The organism is Agrococcus jenensis (genome assembly GCF_003752465.1).
Classification (GTDB): Bacteria; Actinomycetota; Actinomycetes; order Actinomycetales; family Microbacteriaceae; genus Agrococcus; species Agrococcus jenensis.
Genome location: NZ_RKHJ01000001.1, coordinates 246,917 through 261,735, shown reverse-complemented (window position 1 = coordinate 261,735; position 14,819 = coordinate 246,917). Strand labels below are relative to the sequence as shown.

General features: G+C 72.1%; 10 protein-coding genes. 6 read left to right on the top strand and 4 right to left on the bottom strand.

Translation table 11 applies throughout. From position 1 onward, the window contains the following. Positions 1–13 precede the first annotated feature (13 nt). A complete protein-coding gene (locus tag EDD26_RS01305; RefSeq protein WP_170165484.1) occupies positions 14–925 on the bottom strand; it encodes a glycosyltransferase in 912 nt (303 codons plus the stop codon). Positions 926–1,045: 120 nt separating this feature from the next. On the opposite strand from EDD26_RS01305, the gene EDD26_RS01300 reads away from it, so the two are divergent. The 6 genes from EDD26_RS01300 (at position 1,046) to EDD26_RS01275 (ending at position 10,321) form a co-directional block, all read left to right on the top strand. Continuing rightward, entirely contained in the window at positions 1,046–2,893 is a 1,848-nt protein-coding gene (locus tag EDD26_RS01300; protein ID WP_123696061.1) for a rhamnan synthesis F family protein, read from the top strand. Next, positions 2,890–4,107, top strand: a complete 1,218-nt coding sequence (locus EDD26_RS01295) for an acyltransferase family protein (RefSeq protein WP_123696060.1) — start codon at positions 2,890–2,892, stop codon at positions 4,105–4,107. The genes EDD26_RS01300 and EDD26_RS01295 overlap by 4 nt, the downstream gene beginning before the upstream one ends. Then, positions 4,104–5,294 (top strand): alginate O-acetyltransferase AlgX-related protein, encoded by a 1,191-nt coding sequence (locus EDD26_RS01290; protein WP_123696059.1) that lies wholly within the window; start codon positions 4,104–4,106, stop codon positions 5,292–5,294. Before EDD26_RS01295 ends, EDD26_RS01290 begins: the two co-directional genes overlap by 4 nt. An 88-nt stretch (positions 5,295–5,382) precedes the next feature. After that, the gene (locus EDD26_RS01285; RefSeq protein WP_123696058.1) at positions 5,383–6,240 is read left to right on the top strand and encodes an ABC transporter permease; all 858 of its coding nucleotides are present in this window, start codon (positions 5,383–5,385) and stop codon (positions 6,238–6,240) included. After that, positions 6,240–7,442: an ABC transporter ATP-binding protein gene (locus tag EDD26_RS01280; protein ID WP_123696057.1), complete on the top strand. Its 1,203-nt coding sequence runs from the start codon at positions 6,240–6,242 to the stop codon at positions 7,440–7,442. Before EDD26_RS01285 ends, EDD26_RS01280 begins: the two co-directional genes overlap by 1 nt. An 83-nt stretch (positions 7,443–7,525) precedes the next feature. Beyond that, positions 7,526–10,321: a hypothetical protein gene (locus EDD26_RS01275; RefSeq protein ID WP_148058664.1), complete on the top strand. Its 2,796-nt coding sequence runs from the start codon at positions 7,526–7,528 to the stop codon at positions 10,319–10,321. A 169-nt stretch (positions 10,322–10,490) separates the two neighbouring features. On the opposite strand, the gene EDD26_RS01270 is transcribed toward EDD26_RS01275, so the two are convergent. Genes EDD26_RS01270 through EDD26_RS01260 form a run of 3 tightly spaced genes read right to left on the bottom strand, consistent with a single transcriptional unit; the run spans position 10,491 to position 14,763 of the window. After that, a complete protein-coding gene (locus EDD26_RS01270) occupies positions 10,491–12,605 on the bottom strand; it encodes a glycoside hydrolase family 99-like domain-containing protein (RefSeq protein ID WP_123696055.1) in 2,115 nt (704 codons plus the stop codon). Then, the gene (locus EDD26_RS01265; protein WP_123696054.1) at positions 12,602–13,459 is read right to left on the bottom strand and encodes an NAD-dependent epimerase/dehydratase family protein; all 858 of its coding nucleotides are present in this window, start codon (positions 13,457–13,459) and stop codon (positions 12,602–12,604) included. Before EDD26_RS01265 ends, EDD26_RS01270 begins: the two co-directional genes overlap by 4 nt. Before the next feature lie 11 nt (positions 13,460–13,470). Then, positions 13,471–14,763, bottom strand: coding sequence for an O-antigen ligase family protein (locus tag EDD26_RS01260; protein WP_123696053.1), 1,293 nt, complete (start codon positions 14,761–14,763; stop codon positions 13,471–13,473). Positions 14,764–14,819 lie beyond the last annotated feature (56 nt).

Below are 14,819 nucleotides of genomic sequence, written 5' to 3'. Positions count from 1 at the left end.
CCGCTGGCTCGGCTCACCAGACGCCGAGCAGCAGCATCCCGGCGAGCGCGATCCGCTCGGAGCGGCGCCGCCGGAGGCTGCCGATGCCGCGCAGCAGCGCGAGCCGGGCGCGGGCGTCGCCGCGCTCGAGCAGCGCGGCGAGCGCCGCGAGGCGCGCGCGCTGCTCGCCCTCGGCGACGCGCGAGGCGATGCGCGCCACGACCGCGGCCTCGCGCCGGAAGCCGCCCGAGCGCATCCGCCGCAGCCGCGTGCGCGCCTGCGACCAGCCGAGGTTCGCGCCGGTGTCGTTCGCGGCGTGCTGCCGGTAGTCGATGACGGGCGCGGGGTCGATGTGCCAGGTCATGCCGGCGGCGCGCACGATCGCGTAGACGAGCCAGTCGTGGATCGGCGCCGCATCGGCCTCGGGATCGGTGCGCACGACGTGCCGCACGAGGTCGAACGCGGCGGGGGAGAGCACGAAGGTGCAGCCCGGCCCCGCGCTCTCCAGCACGAAGTCGAGGGAGCGCTGCGGCTGCGCCTTGTCGAGCAGCACCCGGCGGTCGTCGTCGTAGACGGCGATGACGTTCGCGCTCACCGCGTCGGCGGTGCGCAGCTGCTCGAGCTGGGCGGCGAGCCTGCCCGGGTTCCAGACGTCGTCCTGGTCGGAGAACGCGATCGCCGCGGCGCCGTCGACGGGCGCGTCGCGGATGAGCCGCAGGAAGTTGGCGTGGGCCGACCCGTACGCGCCGGCGGGCAGCTGGACGATGCGCGGGTCGGCGGCGAGCTCGTCGAGCAGCGCGGGCGTCGCGTCGGTCGACCCGTCGTCGGAGACGACGATGCGCACGTCGACGCCCTGCTGGCCGAGGATCGAGTCGATCTGCTCGCGCAGGAAGGCGGCGCCGTCGTGGGTCGCCAGCAGCACGACGACGAGCGGTCGATCCGGCACGGCACCTCCCAGGCAGCGCCCGCGCGCGTGCCGCGGGCCCGCCCAGCCTAGCCGCTGGTGCGCGGTCGGTACCCTGGAGGGCGGCGCGAGCGATTCGCGTCGGTGAGCGAGGTCCCTTTCATGCGCAGAGCGGTGTTCTTCCTGGTCTACGACCCCGACGGACTCGTCGGCGAGCACGTGACCCACCACCTGCGGGCGCTGCGGCCGCACGCCGACGAGATCGCCATCGTCTCGAACTCGGCGCTCACGACCGAGAGCCGCGTCGCGCTCGAGGCCGTCGCCGACAGCGTCTGGGAGCGCGAGAACACCGGCTTCGACGTCGGCGCCTACCGCGACATCCTCGAGCGCCACGGCGACCGCATCGCCGACTTCGACGAGATCGTGCTCATGAACTACACGTTCTACGGCCCGATCGGCTCGTACGACGAGCTCTTCGCGCGCATGGACGGGTCGGACGCCGACTTCTGGGGCGTGACGGACCACGCCGAGGTGCGGCCGCACCCCTACACCGGCACGGGCGTCATGCCCCGGCACATCCAGTCGCACTGGATCGCGGTGCGGCGCCGCATGGCGACGAGCGACGCGTGGCGGGAGTACTGGTCGACCATGCCGGTGATCGACTCCTACGAGGCCTCGATCATCCAGCACGAGTCGCGCTTCACCGGCTGGTTCGAGGAGCGCGGCTTCCGCTCCGAGACGGCCTTCCCCGCCTCCGACTACGGCGCGCAGCACCCGGTCTTCGACGTGCCGACGCAGATGATCGACGCGGGCCTGCCGATCGTGAAGCGCCGGCTGTTCTTCCACGACCCGCTCTACCACGACAGCCTCGCGGTGATGCCGCGCGACGTCGAGGACCGGATGCGCTCGGCCGGCTACCCGATGGAGCTCGTCTACCGCGACATGGCGCGCACGTCGAAGCCCAGGGACCTCGCGACCAACCTCGCGACGCTCGAGATCATGCCCGACGTCGACACCGGCGACGCCGACGTGTCGGGGCTCCGCATCGGCGTGCTCGCGCACCTCTACTACGACGACATGCTCGACGAGATCCTCGCCCAGGCGGCCAACCTGCCCGCCGGCTGGACGCTCATCGCGACGACCGACACCGACGAGAAGCGCGCCCGGCTCGAGGCGGCGCTCGAGGCGGCCGGTCGCACGGGCGACGAGGTGCGGGTGGTCGGCTCCAACCGGGGTCGCGACGTCTCCGCCTTCCTGCTCGGCTGCCGCGACGTGCTGCTGTCGGACCGCTTCGACCTGGTCGTGAAGCTGCACTCGAAGCGCAGCCCGCAGAACGGCGCGGGTCCCGCCGCGCACTTCAAGGCGCACCTCTTCGAGAACCTGCTCGGCTCGCCGGGCTACGTGCGCAACCTGCTGCGGCTGTTCGAGGCGCGGCCGGGGCTCGGCATGGTGTTCCCGCCGATGATCCACTCGGGCTTCCCGACCATGGGGCGGGGCTGGTTCGCCAACCGCGAGCCAGCGGCGGAGCTGGCGGCGCGCCTCGGCATCCGCGTGCCGATCGACGACCGCAGCCCGCTCGCGGCCTACGGCTCGATGTTCATCGCCCGCCCGGCGGCCCTGCGGCTGCTGCTCGACGCCGACTTCGCGTGGGAGGACTTCCCGACCGAGCAGGGCTACGAGGACGGCGGGCTGCCGCACACGCTCGAGCGGCTGTTCGGCTACGCCGCGCTCGGCGCCGGCTTCGAGGTGCGGAACGTCATGACGACGCGCAACGCCGCGGTCAGCTACATGCGGCTCGAGTACAAGCTCGACGCGATGTCGCACGGCGTGCCCGGCTGGCCGCTCGAGCAGATCGCCTGGGTGCAGGCGCACGTGCGCGGCTCGCACGGCATCGCCGGCATCAAGCGCGCGATCGCCGACGCCAGCCCGGGCACCGCCCGCGCGCTGCTCGTGCCGCTGCGCGCCGCGCGCGTCGCCCGCCGGGGTGCCCGACGGGTGCTCGGCCGGTGACCGCCGTCACCCTCAAGGAGTCGTTCGACCCGCGCGCGAACAGCATCGGCTTCATCCGCTGGCTGCTCGCGTTCGCGGTCATCTTCAGCCACGCGGGCCCGCTCGGCGGGTTCTACGGCGGCCACGACCTCGGCTCGCAGATCTCCGACGAGCAGTCGCTCGGCGGCGTGGCCGTCGCCGGCTTCTTCTTCTTCTCCGGCTTCCTCATCACGCTCTCGCGCATGGGCAGGTCGACGATCTTCCGGTACATGTGGCGGCGCGCCATGCGCATCTTCCCCGCGTTCTGGGCAGCGCTGCTCGTGACCGCGTTCCTGTTCGCGCCGATCGCGTGGACCCTCGAGACCGGCTCCATCGACGGCTACTGGGACGCGCCGACGCAGTCGCCGTTCACCTACTTCCTCTCGAACGTCTGGCTCATGCTCGGCCAGCGCAACATCGCCGAGGCCGGCTCGACCCTGCCCTACGCGCAGCTGCACGGCGGCTACGACTGGAACGGCTCCGCCTGGACCCTGCAGTACGAGTTCTTCGCGTACATCGTCGTGGGGCTGCTCGGCCTCGTCGGCGTGCTCGCCTACCGGTGGCTGACGACGCTGTTCGCCACCGCGATCCTGCTGCTCAACGCCCTGCAGTGGTCGGGCGCCGGCGACGTCGCCGCGTGGTTCCCGATCTTCGCCGACCCGTTCATGCTCATGTTCCTCGCGCCGTTCGCCTTCGGCATGCTGTTCGCGATGTGGCAGCACGTCATCCCCATCGACGACCGGCTCGCGCTCGGAGCGCTCGTGCTCGCGATCGCCTCCTACGCCTTCGGCGGCTGGAACATCTGGGGGATGCACGCCTTCTCGTACTTCCTGATGTGGTTCGCGGTGCGGGCGACGAAGCTGCAGCACTGGGAGAAGCACGGCGACCTCAGCTACGGCGTCTACATCTTCGCCTGGCCGCTCATGCAGCTCGGTGCCGCCGCGGGCCTGCACACCCTCGGCTGGTTCGTCTACCACCTCGTGATCATCGTGGTCGTGCACGTGCTCGCCTTCGGCTCGTGGCACCTCATCGAGAAGCCGGCGATGAGCCTGAAGAACTGGACGCCGCGCTGGCTGCGGCGCGTGCTCGACCGCTGGGTCGACCCGGCCTGGAACCGGCTCGCCGACGGGCTCGTCGACCCGCGGTTCTCCTCCACGCCGCGCGCGGCGCGCCGGCGGGCCGAGGTCGCGGCGTGAGCGCGCTGCGGGAGCTGCCGCCGGACCAGGAGGTCAAGCCGTCGCACTGGTCGCGGCTCCGGCTCGTGCCGCTCATCGTGCTCTTCCTGCTCGCGGCGGTGGCGCTCGCGGGCGGCTACATCTGGAAGGCGTCGAACCCCTACGGGGTGGCGCTGCCCGAGCCCACCGCCGCGCCGGGCGAGCCGCTGCCCGAGGCGTGCACGCCGGCGTTCCAGCGCGAGGGCGCGAGCGACGCCTGGGCGGCCGACCCGGCAGCGGCCGAGGCCGCGTTCCAGGCGCACGACGCCGAGCTGCAGGGCTACTACGTCGAGGGGGAGGGCGGCCACCTGCTGCTGGGCGAGCCGCACTCCGAGAACATCTCGCAGGCGCTCGGCCGCTTCCAGCTGACCGCCGACCGGGTGGAGGCGTGGAACGGCTACCTCTCGAACATGCGCGCGACGCTGCAGGCCGACGGCCGCGAGCTGCTCGTGCTCGTCGCCCCCGCCAAGTGGGAGACCGTGCCCGAGGCGCTGCCCGCGTGGACGGACGGACTGCTCGGCCCGACCGTGCTCGACCAGCTGCTCGCCGCGCATCCCGAGCTGCCGATCGTCGACGTGCGCGCTGCCATGGAGGCCGCCGACGACGAGACCCCGCTCTACAGCCCGCTCAACAGCCACTGGACGGACTACGGCGCGTGGGTCGCGTTCGACGCGCTCGCCGGCTGCCTGCGGCAGGCGTCGCCGGCGCTCGCCGACGTCGAGGCGCCCGCCGTCACCGGCGCCGAGCGCACGACCGACCACAGCGAGTACGGCGCTGCCGGCTGGACGGGGGAGCCCGGCGAGGACTGGACCGTGCCGGTCTACGCCGAGCCGGCCTCCGCGATGGAGGTCACGTACGCCGACGGGTCGACCGAGACGCTCGAGTCGACCGCGCAGCTCGACATGCTGCAGCTGCCCGCGACCACGCGCACGGCCGACGCGTCGACCGACCACACCGCGCTCGTGCTGCGCGACTCGACCGGCAACGGCTTCGGCCCGCCGCTGCAGGCCGCCTTCGCCGAGACGATGCAGGTCGTCCACGCGCTCGACCGGCCGGCCGACATGCCGGATGCGCCCGCGCTCGCCGCCGAGATCGACGCGGACGTCGTGCTGCTCGTCATGACCGAGCGGTACCTCGCGCTCGTCCCCGGCGTCGGGCCCGTGCCGTGAGCCAGGGCCCCCACGGCGGCCGGTCGCTGACGCCCCGGTGCTACCCTGATCCATCGTGCGCGCGCTCCAGGGCGCCCTACGGAGGACGATGACCAAGACCCAGCCCAGCCCGCGCGCAGCCGAGCGGGAGATCACGTTCAACCTGCTCAAGAACCTCACGCTGCGCGAGATCCGGGCGGAGTACAAGCGCACCGCGCTCGGCCGCGTCTGGTCGCTCATCAACCCGCTCGCGCAGATCGCCGTCTACTCCATCGTGTTCGGTCTCATCCTGCAGGTGCAGGTGGCGCCCGGCGAGAACTCCGGCATCCAATCGTTCCCCGCCTGGATCGGCGTCGGCGTGATCGCATGGGGCTTCATCTCGGGCTCGATCTCGGCGGGCATGGGCTCGCTCATGAGCAACGCGGGGCTCCTGACGAAGGTGTACTTCCCGCGCTGGGTGCTCGTGGTGTCGACGGTGCTCGCGAAGGCGTCGACCTTCGCGACCGAGCTGCTCGTGCTGCTCGTCATCATGCTCGTCATCGGCGGCCCGGCCGTGCTGCTCTACGCCGTGCTGCTCGTCCCGCTGCTCCTGCTCACCTGCGTCTTCGTGCTCGGCATCGCGCTGCTGCTCTCGGTCGCGAGCATCTACTTCCGCGACCTCCAGCACCTCTGGACGATTCTCGCGCAGGTGTGGATGTACGGCTCCGGCGTCATGTTCTCGGTCGACATCGTCCGCAACGCCGAGCAGACGCTCGAGGCGCAGTCCGGCACGTCGCTGCCGCTCGTCACCCTCTTCCAGCTCAACCCGGCCGAGCGGTTCCTCACGGCGTACCGCGACGTGCTGTACGACTTCACGGTGCCGGGCCTGGACATCTGGCTGCAGCTCATCGCCTGGTCGGCGATCTCCCTCATCATCGGCTCGCTCGTCTTCCGCAAGCTCGCCCGCAACATCGTCGAGGAGATCTGATGAGCGAGCCCGCCGTCAGCGTCGACCACGTGTCGAAGCACTTCCGCGTCTACTCCGACCGCAACCAGTCGCTCAAGGCGACGGTGCTCTCGGGCCGCCGCGCCAAGTACCAGTCGTTCGAGGCGCTCAAGGACGTCACCTTCGACGTGCCGCAGGGCACGACCTTCGGCCTGCTCGGCCGCAACGGCTCGGGCAAGTCGACGCTGCTGAAGTGCATGGCGCGCATCCTGAACCCGAACTCGGGCTCGATCACGACGCGCGGCCGCGTCGCGGCGATGCTCGAGGTGGGCTCCGGCTTCCACCCAGAGCTCTCGGGCCGGGAGAACGTCTACCTCAACGGCTCGATCCTCGGCATGTCGCGCCAGGAGATCGACCGCAAGTTCGACCAGATCGTCGACTTCTCGGGCGTCGAGCCGTTCATCGACCAGCCGGTGAAGAACTACTCGTCCGGCATGTACGTGCGCCTCGGCTTCGCGGTCTCGATCCACGTCGAGCCCGACGTGCTGCTCGTCGACGAGGTGCTCGCCGTCGGCGACATGGAGTTCCAGGACAAGTGCCTCGACAAGTTCGCGCAGTTCCGCGACGAGGGCCGCACGGTCGTCGTCGTGAGCCACGGCGTCGAGCAGATGCGCAGCTTCTGCGACCAGGCGGCCTGGCTCGACCACGGCACGCTGCAGGCGATCGGCGACGCGTCCGACATCGTCGACCGCTACTCCGACGTCGGCCACGGCGCCGAGGAGGCGGCCGGCGGCGGCAAGCGCTACGGCACCGGCGAGATCCGCATCGACGACATCCACCTCCTGGACGCCGAGGGGCAGCCGATCGAGTCGGCGCCGACCGGCTCCGCGGTCGCGCTGCGGCTGCGCTACACCGCGCGCCAGCGCGTCGAGCGCCCGGTCTTCGGCGTGAGCCTCGCGACCGCGGGCGGCAAGCACCTCTGGAGCTACGACGGCATCGCGGCGGGCGCGGTGCCCGACAGCATCGACGCGGGCTCCGGCTCGCTCGACATCCGGATCGACCGCCTCGCGCTCATGCCCGACCTGTTCGACGTGAACGCCGACGTCAAGGACCACCACAAGACGCGCACGTTCGACGCCCTCGAGCGCTCGCTCCGATTCCAGGTGACGAGCGGCTCGCCGCGCGCCGCCGGGGGCTCGATGGTGCTCGACGCGTCGATGACGATGCCGATGACCGAGAGCTGATCCGGCAAAGTTCTTCTAGAGGCAACCTCCTCCATGTACCCTGTGGGGAGCCCTAACCCTCTATGAATGGTTGAAGGATGCGCTTGCGCCCCCGACTCATCGTCGCGACCGTCGTCGCGTCGCTCGTCGGCGCCCTCCTGACGGTCGTGTCCCCGGTCGGCGTCGCCGACGAGGCGACGGCCGCCACGGCGTCGGACTTCGACCCCGGCTTCATCATCTCCGACGAGCAGTTCTTCGCCGGCGGCGCGATGACGGCCGGGCAGGTGCAGGCGTTCATCGACGCGAAGCACCCGGGGTGCAGCGCCGGCTACACGTGCCTCGACACGTACACGCAGCGCACGCCGTCGATGCCCGCCGACGCCTACTGCTCGGCGTTCACCGGGCGCGCGAGCGAGTCGGCGGCCAGCATCATCGCCCGGGTCGGCGCGGCATGCGACATCTCGCAGCGCTTCCTCATCGTGCTGCTCGAGAAGGAGCAGTCGCTCGTCACGCACCGCGCACCGAGCGCCTCCCGCTACGAGAAGGCCACGGGCTTCGGCTGCCCCGACACCGCGCCGTGCGACGCGAGCGTCGGCGGCTTCTTCTACCAGATCTACTACGGCGCCCGGCAGTTCCAGCGCTACGCGGCGCACCCCGGCAACTACAACCACCGCGCGGGCGTCGTCAACAACGTGCTCTACAACCCCAACGCGGCGTGCGGCTCGAGCCCCGTGCTCATCCGCAACGTCGCCACGGCGGGCCTCTACAACTACACGCCCTACCAGCCGAACGCCGCGGCGCTCCGCAACCTGTACGGCACGGGCGACAGCTGCTCGGCCTACGGCAACCGCAACACCTGGCGGCTGTGGAGCGACTGGTTCGGCAGCCCGACCGCGATCGCGAGCGGCGCCTTCGTGCGCGACGCCTCGAACGGCCGCATCTACCTGGCCAGCGGCGGGCGCAAGTACTACGTGCCCAGCAGCGCGATCCTCGCGGAGTACCGCCAGCTCGGCAGCTCGCAGGACCGCAGCGCCGCGGAGATCGCGGCCATCCCCTCCGGGCCCGACCTCGGCCGCACCGTGCGCGCCTCGAACGGCGCCGTCTACCTGGTGGAGAACAGCCAGCTGCTGCACTTCCAGTCGTGCGCGCAGCTCACCGCCTGGAAGCAGACGTGCGGCGACATGCCGACCCTCGAGCCGGGTCACGAGGCGCGCATGCTCAACATGGGCGCGCTCAACGACCTCGTCACCACCGAGGACGGCGCCTACTGGCTCGTGCAGTCGGGCACGCGCAGGCAGCTCACCGACCCGGCGCGCGTCACGCCCTTCGGCTACCGCGCGGAGCCCAGCGCCGTCGACGCCGCGACGATCGCCGCCATCACCATCGGGCACCCCGTGGTCGCCCCCGGCGACGTCGTGCGCAGCAGCGACCGGCTGCAGAACCGCGTCATCTCGTCGAACGGCCGCGTCTACTCGTCGCAGTCGTCGCACATCGGCCTCGAGTTCCTCTGGTTCGCCCCGGCGTTCGAGAACCGCTCGATCGCGCTCCTGCCTGCCACGGCCGGCGCGCTGCCCGACCGCTTCCGCGACAGCTCCGGCGCGTGGGTGCTGACCACCGACGGCGCGATGCGCGTCGACCCGCAGCACTACGGCGGCTCGTCGTACTTCACGCAGGTGTCGGATGCGCTCAGCGCGACCGTGTCGACGAGCGGTGCGCCCGCGGGTCCGCACTTCGCCCGCCCCTTCGGCGGCACCACCACCTACCTGATGTCGCACGGCTACGCCGAGGCGGTCTCCGCCTCGACGATGGAGTGGTACTCGCGCACCTACGCGATCCCGACGAGGGTCTGGGAGGTGTCGCGCAACGCGGTCGACGCGGTGCCCGTGCGCTCGTCCTACGCCGACGGCACGCTCGTCCGCGGCCCGTCCGGCGCCGTGTACCTCATGGACGGCGGCAACGCGATCCACGTCGCGAGCATGGACTTCGTCTCGGCGCTCGGCCTCCCGACGCGCATCACCGACGTCTCGTCCGGCATCATCAACGGCCTCGCGAGCCGCGAGGGCGTGCTGAACTCCTACGGCGTGCGCATCGGCGAGACGTCGTACGTCGCCGTGAACGGCACCCTGCACCCGTTCGCCTCGGCGGCGGTGAAGACGGCGTGGGGCATGCGGGAGCTCACGCTCACGAGCCTCGGCTCGACGCTCACCGTCTCGACGCAGGCGGCGACCCAGCTCGTCTACGACGCGGCGGGGCGCACGTACCTGCTCGACGCGGGCAAGCGCCGGTACATCGACTCCGGCGCGACCTTCGCGTCGGTCGGCGGCAACACCACGCCGAGGCTCCTGCTGCCCGCGACGCAGATGCAGCGCATCCCCGAGGGCTCGTGGGTGCGCCCCGTCTACCCGTCGGGCTCGCTCATCACGACGGAGGGCCGCGGCGAGGTCTGGATGGTCAACGGCGACGGGCTGCTGCACCTCGGCGACTTCGCCACGGCGCAGTCGATGGGGCTCCCCACGACGAGCACCCGCGTGCCCAACCAGGCGATCGCGACCTTCTCGACCCCGCCGAAGCTGCGCTCGTCGCTCGTGCTGTGCGGCACGACCGCCTACGCGGCCGTCGGCGGCTCGCTGCGGCCGATGACCGCGGAGGTGCGGGCCCAGTACCCGGCCGCCGCGTTCACGCAGCTGAAGGTGGCGCTGTGCGAGCGGCTGCGGCTCTCGACGACGCCGATGACGCAGTTCATCCGCGGCGCCGACGGACGCGTCTACTACGTCGAGGCCGGCGTGCGGCACTGGCTCGGCGGTGCGGCGCTCGCGCGCCTGGGCGGTGCGAACCGCATCGTCGACGTCGACCGCACGATCATGAGCGCGATCCCGGTGGGCGCTACCTGGACGAGCTGACGCACGACTGACGAAGGGCCGACGGCGACGCCGTCGGCCCTTCGTCGTGAGGGTCGCGTTCCAGCAGCGGGGGAGCGCCCCGCCCGCCGACGGGTGGCGCCGCCCTCGAGCGGGGGCCGTGCCGCGCCACCGGTCGCGGGTGCGCCCACCGGTCGCGGGCGTGCCGCGGTCAGCGCGGCGGCGACACCTGGCGGCAGGCGAGCAGGTAGGTCTGGCCGAACTGGTCGGTCGGCTCGAGCACGGCCGACTCCGCCCACTCGTTCCACGCGTTGACGAACACGATCCGGCGCTCGGCGGGCCGGTCGGCCTGCGCGTCGAGCGCGGCGGCGAGCCAGCGACGGAAGGTCCACGGGTTCGCGCCCGTGAACGCCATGGGCGTCCACTGCTTGCGCGCGGTGTTGTCGAACGTCACCATCACGCCGGGATAGTGGTGCTCGTCGAGGGAGCCGAGCTGCGCGATGGCCGCGTCGGCCGTGCCGCGGTAGCCCATGAGGTTGCCCGCGAAGCGCTCGTCGGCCTCACCGGCCCGGTCCGACGGGATCCAGGGCAGGTTGTGCGGCGCGAAGGTGAGCGTGCCGTCCGCGAGCCCCACGAGCTCCTCGCGCGGCAGGCCGCCCATCTGCTCGCCGACGTCGACGGCGAGCAGATGCAGCTCGCCCGCGCCCTCCTGGCGCGCCCGCTCGCGCCAGTGCGCGATCGTCGCCGCGGCATCCGGCACCGTGCCGATCTTGTAGACCGCGACGATCGCGGCGCCGTCGACGCGCATCCACCGCGGGTCGCGCAGCATCGGCAGGATGTCCTCGATGAACTCGGTCGCGGGCACGCGGTCGTAGTCCTGGCCGATGAGCACGTTCGCGTCGAGGCCGTCCCAGCGACGCGTCCAGTTCTCGTTCGCCCACATGACGCAGAAGGGCTGGTCGACGTCGCCGTCGGCGAGCCGCTGCAGCGGCAGTCCCAGCACGCGGCGGCCGGCGAACCAGTAGTGGTAGTACATGAGGCCGGCGACGCCGTGCGCCGCGGCCATGTCGCGCTGCCGCTGCCGCACCTCGTCGAGCGCGAGGTCGTAGAAGCCGAGCTCGCCGGGCATGAGGGGCACCTGGTGGCCGGGGTAGAGGGGCTTCGCCTTCGCGACGTTCGCCCACTCCGTGAACCCGGCGCCCCACCAGCGGTCGTTCTCGGCCGTGCGATGGAACTGCGGCAAGTAGAAGGCGACGACCCGGCCGTCGACGGATGCGCGATCGCCGCGGGCGTCGAGCTCGCGCAGCTCGAGCACGTCGAGCCCCGCCTCGACGGCGCCGATGCCGATGATGCGCTCGATCGCGTGCGCCGCGGTGCCGTCGATGTCGCCGGCCTCGTCCTCGAAGTCGTCGCGATCGATCCGGAGGGCGCGCAGCGCCTGCAGCAGGAAGCCGCGGATCCAGTACATCGAGCCGGCCGCGAACCGCAGCTCGTCGGGCTCGAGCGGCATCGAGAGCCGCTCGAGGATGCCGCGGACGAGGTCCAGGTTCGAGCCCCAGTGCTCGGGCCCCGCGACGCTGCCGTCGGCGGTGACGATGCCGATCGAGCGGTCCCGGCGGAACGCCTCGACGATCCCGCGGGTGTGCGGGCCGAGCAGCGAGCCGACGAGCGCCGCGCGCCAGTCGGCGCCGGAGCCCTCGAGCTCGCCGTGGCCCTCGCGCCACTCGCTGCGCTTCGTGTGGACCTTGAGCACGACGTCGTAGGGGTCGAGGATGCCCGCGTTCACGACCTGCACGAGCGGCCAGATGTCGCGGCCGTGGTTCTCGACCGTCAGCACCTCGGCGTGCGCGGCACCGGCGGCCGCGAGCCGTGCCGCCGAGATCGCCTGGCCGGAGGAGTTCGTGACGTACAGGTCGAACGGCTCGCCGATCGCGGGCAGCGCGGCGAGCAGCTCGTCGAGCAGCTCGGCGTAGTGGCAGTGCAGCACGACGGCGACGGGTGCGGCCGTCGCGGGTCCGGTGCGCTCGCGCCAGTGGGTCGGGAAGCCGACGAAGCGCGCGCCCTCGAGCCGCCGCTGCCACGCGGGGAACGAGGAGGGGCGCGTGCGGTCGGTGGCGCGCTTCGCCCTCGGTCCGCTCGCGGCGGCCTTGGCGCGCCGCACGGCGCGCGCGCCCATCGAGCCGATGCGGCTCGCGCGCGACGCCCAGACCTTCGGGTCCCACGCGTCGGGCCGCTCTGCGCGCGCCTCGGCCTGCTCGAGCTGCGCCCGCAGGCTGTCGATCTGCTGCTGCAGCTCGATCCGGTCCGGGTCGCCGGATCCGGTCATGCCTGCTTCGCCATCAGGGCCCGGATCTCGGTGGCGTCGCCGTAGACGACCTTCGAGTCGTAGGGGCGGTCCGGGAAGGCGCCGTACTCGAGCTGGATGTCGAGGCCGTGGTCCGCGATGAAGCGCTCCACCTGGGTGCCGAGCGCGACCGGCTCGCCGGAGCACACGTTGATGACGCCGGCGACCTCGTCCTGCAGCGCGACGGCGGCGATCTGTCTGCCCAGCTCGTCGACGTGGATGAAGTCGAACTGGTTCTTGCCGGAGGTGAAGGGGAAGGTGCGCTTGCCCTGCTCCGCGGCCTCGAGCAGCTTCGTGAAGATCGACTGGTTGTTGCGGTCGTCGCCGTAGATGTAGAAGGCGCGCAGCCACTGGATGGTGGTGTCGCCGAGGTCGGCGAGCACCGCGCGGCGCAGCGCGTCCTTCGCGATGCCGTAGAGCGACGCGGGCGCCGTGGGCGTCTCGGCGGTGATCGCGCCCTCGAAGCGGCCGATCTCGTGCATCGTGCCGAGGATCGCGAGCCGCGTGATGCCGGCCTTCGCGAAGTGCGTCAGCACCCGGAAGTGGTCGGAGAGGCGCAGCATGTGCACGGGGGAGTTGTGCGCGAAGCCCGCCTCCCACGCGAGGTGCACGACCGCGTCGGGCCTGTCGGCGATGAGCGCGTCGAGGTCGGTGTGCGGGTCGAGCAGGTCAGCCTCCACCACGGTCGCGCGCTCGTCGATGCGGTAGGCGCGGAAGTGGCGCACCACGGCGGTGACGCGCGCGCCCCGGTCGAGCAGCGCCGCGACGACGTGCCGTCCGATGTAGCCGCCCGCGCCGGTGACGAGGATGTGCTGCGCAGTCTGGGTGTTCTCCATCGCCATCGATGCTACCCGCCGCGCTGCAGGGGCAGCGGGAGGGCCATCGTCTGCAGCCGCCCGAGCTCGACGCGGGCGCGCTGCTGCCGCACGGCGAAGATGACGAGCAGCACCATGCCGAGCTCGATGAGCGGGCGCGACTCGGCGATGCCCTGCACCGCCTCGGCGACGAGGATCATGAGCGGCACCGCCGCGATCGGGCCGGCACCGGTCGGCGCCTCGGCGAGGTCGCGGCCCGCGCCGCGGAGCGTCGAGCCGAGCAGCCACGCCCACGCGAGCACGCCCAGGATGCCCGCCTGCATGAGCACGTCGATCCAGACGCTGTGCGCCTGCAGGTAGACGATGCCGTCCTGCAGGCCGAGCCGGTCGTACGGCTCGACCCACGGCATCCAGTAGCCCATCCAGCCCCTGCCGAGCAGCGGGGAGCCGCGCCACCAGTCGAGCGCGGCGGCCCAGATCTGGAAGCGGTCCTCCATCGACGCCTCGCGGCCGAGCGCCTCGACGACGCGGTCCCAGTTGCTGATCGCCCACGCGGCGACCACCGCCAGCACGCCGGCGGCCGTGACGACCGCCGGGCGGAAGGCGCCGCGCGGGCGCCGGCGCCAGGTGTAGACGAGCCAGAACGAGACGAGCACGACGAGCGCCGCGACGAGCACCGTCATCGAGCGCGTGAGCGCCAGCACGACGACCGGCAGCGCCGTCCAGACCCACCACAGCCGGCGGTCGAGCCCCGCGCGATGGCGGCCGATCGCCACGATGAGCGCGAGGAGCGCGAGCATCGCCGTGAGGTTCGGGTTGCCGGTGATGCCCTGGATGCGATGGCCCCAGAAGATGCCGCCGGTCGACCACGGGATCATCGGCAGCCCGCTGTCGTTGTCGAGCCAGACGGGATACACCGGGCCCTGCACGAACACGGCGATGCCCACCTCGAAGGCGAGCGAGGCGATGAGCATGCCCTGCAGGCAGCGGTGGAGCACCTCGAGCAGCGTGTGCAGCGGGAGCGTCGCGAGCAGCACCGCGAGCATCACGTGCACGAGCAGCAGCGCGACGCCGAGCAGGGTCGCGAGCGGGTGCGGCGTGACGATGATCGTCGCGGCGGCGACGCCGATGAAGGCGAGCAGCGGCGCGGGCAGCCACTGCCAGCTCGCGCCGGAGCGGCGCAGCGCGACGAGCGCCCAGAGCAGCGTCACGCCGCTGAGCGCGCCCCACAGCGGCCAGCCCAGCAGGTTGCGCACGAGGTCGCCGCACGCGAGCTGCAGCACGATGAAGGTCGCGAGCAGCCGGTGAGGGGCGCGCACGAGCATGGTGGCGATTGTCGCACGCGGGGGGCGGGCGACCGCCGTGTCGTAGTCTCGCCGAG

Bases quoted from the DNA above. Each gene is read 5' to 3' on its own strand.
- EDD26_RS01260 (WP_123696053.1), bottom strand. From the start codon at position 14,763: ATGCTCGTGCGCGCCCCTCACCGGCTGCTCGCGACCTTCATCGTGCTG.
- EDD26_RS01270 (WP_123696055.1), bottom strand. From the start codon at position 12,605: ATGACCGGATCCGGCGACCCGGACCGGATCGAGCTGCAGCAGCAGATC.
- EDD26_RS01300 (WP_123696061.1), top strand. From the start codon at position 1,046: ATGCGCAGAGCGGTGTTCTTCCTGGTCTACGACCCCGACGGACTCGTC.
- EDD26_RS01285 (WP_123696058.1), top strand. From the start codon at position 5,383: ATGACCAAGACCCAGCCCAGCCCGCGCGCAGCCGAGCGGGAGATCACG.
- EDD26_RS01280 (WP_123696057.1), top strand. From the start codon at position 6,240: ATGAGCGAGCCCGCCGTCAGCGTCGACCACGTGTCGAAGCACTTCCGC.
- EDD26_RS01265 (WP_123696054.1), bottom strand. From the start codon at position 13,459: ATGGAGAACACCCAGACTGCGCAGCACATCCTCGTCACCGGCGCGGGC.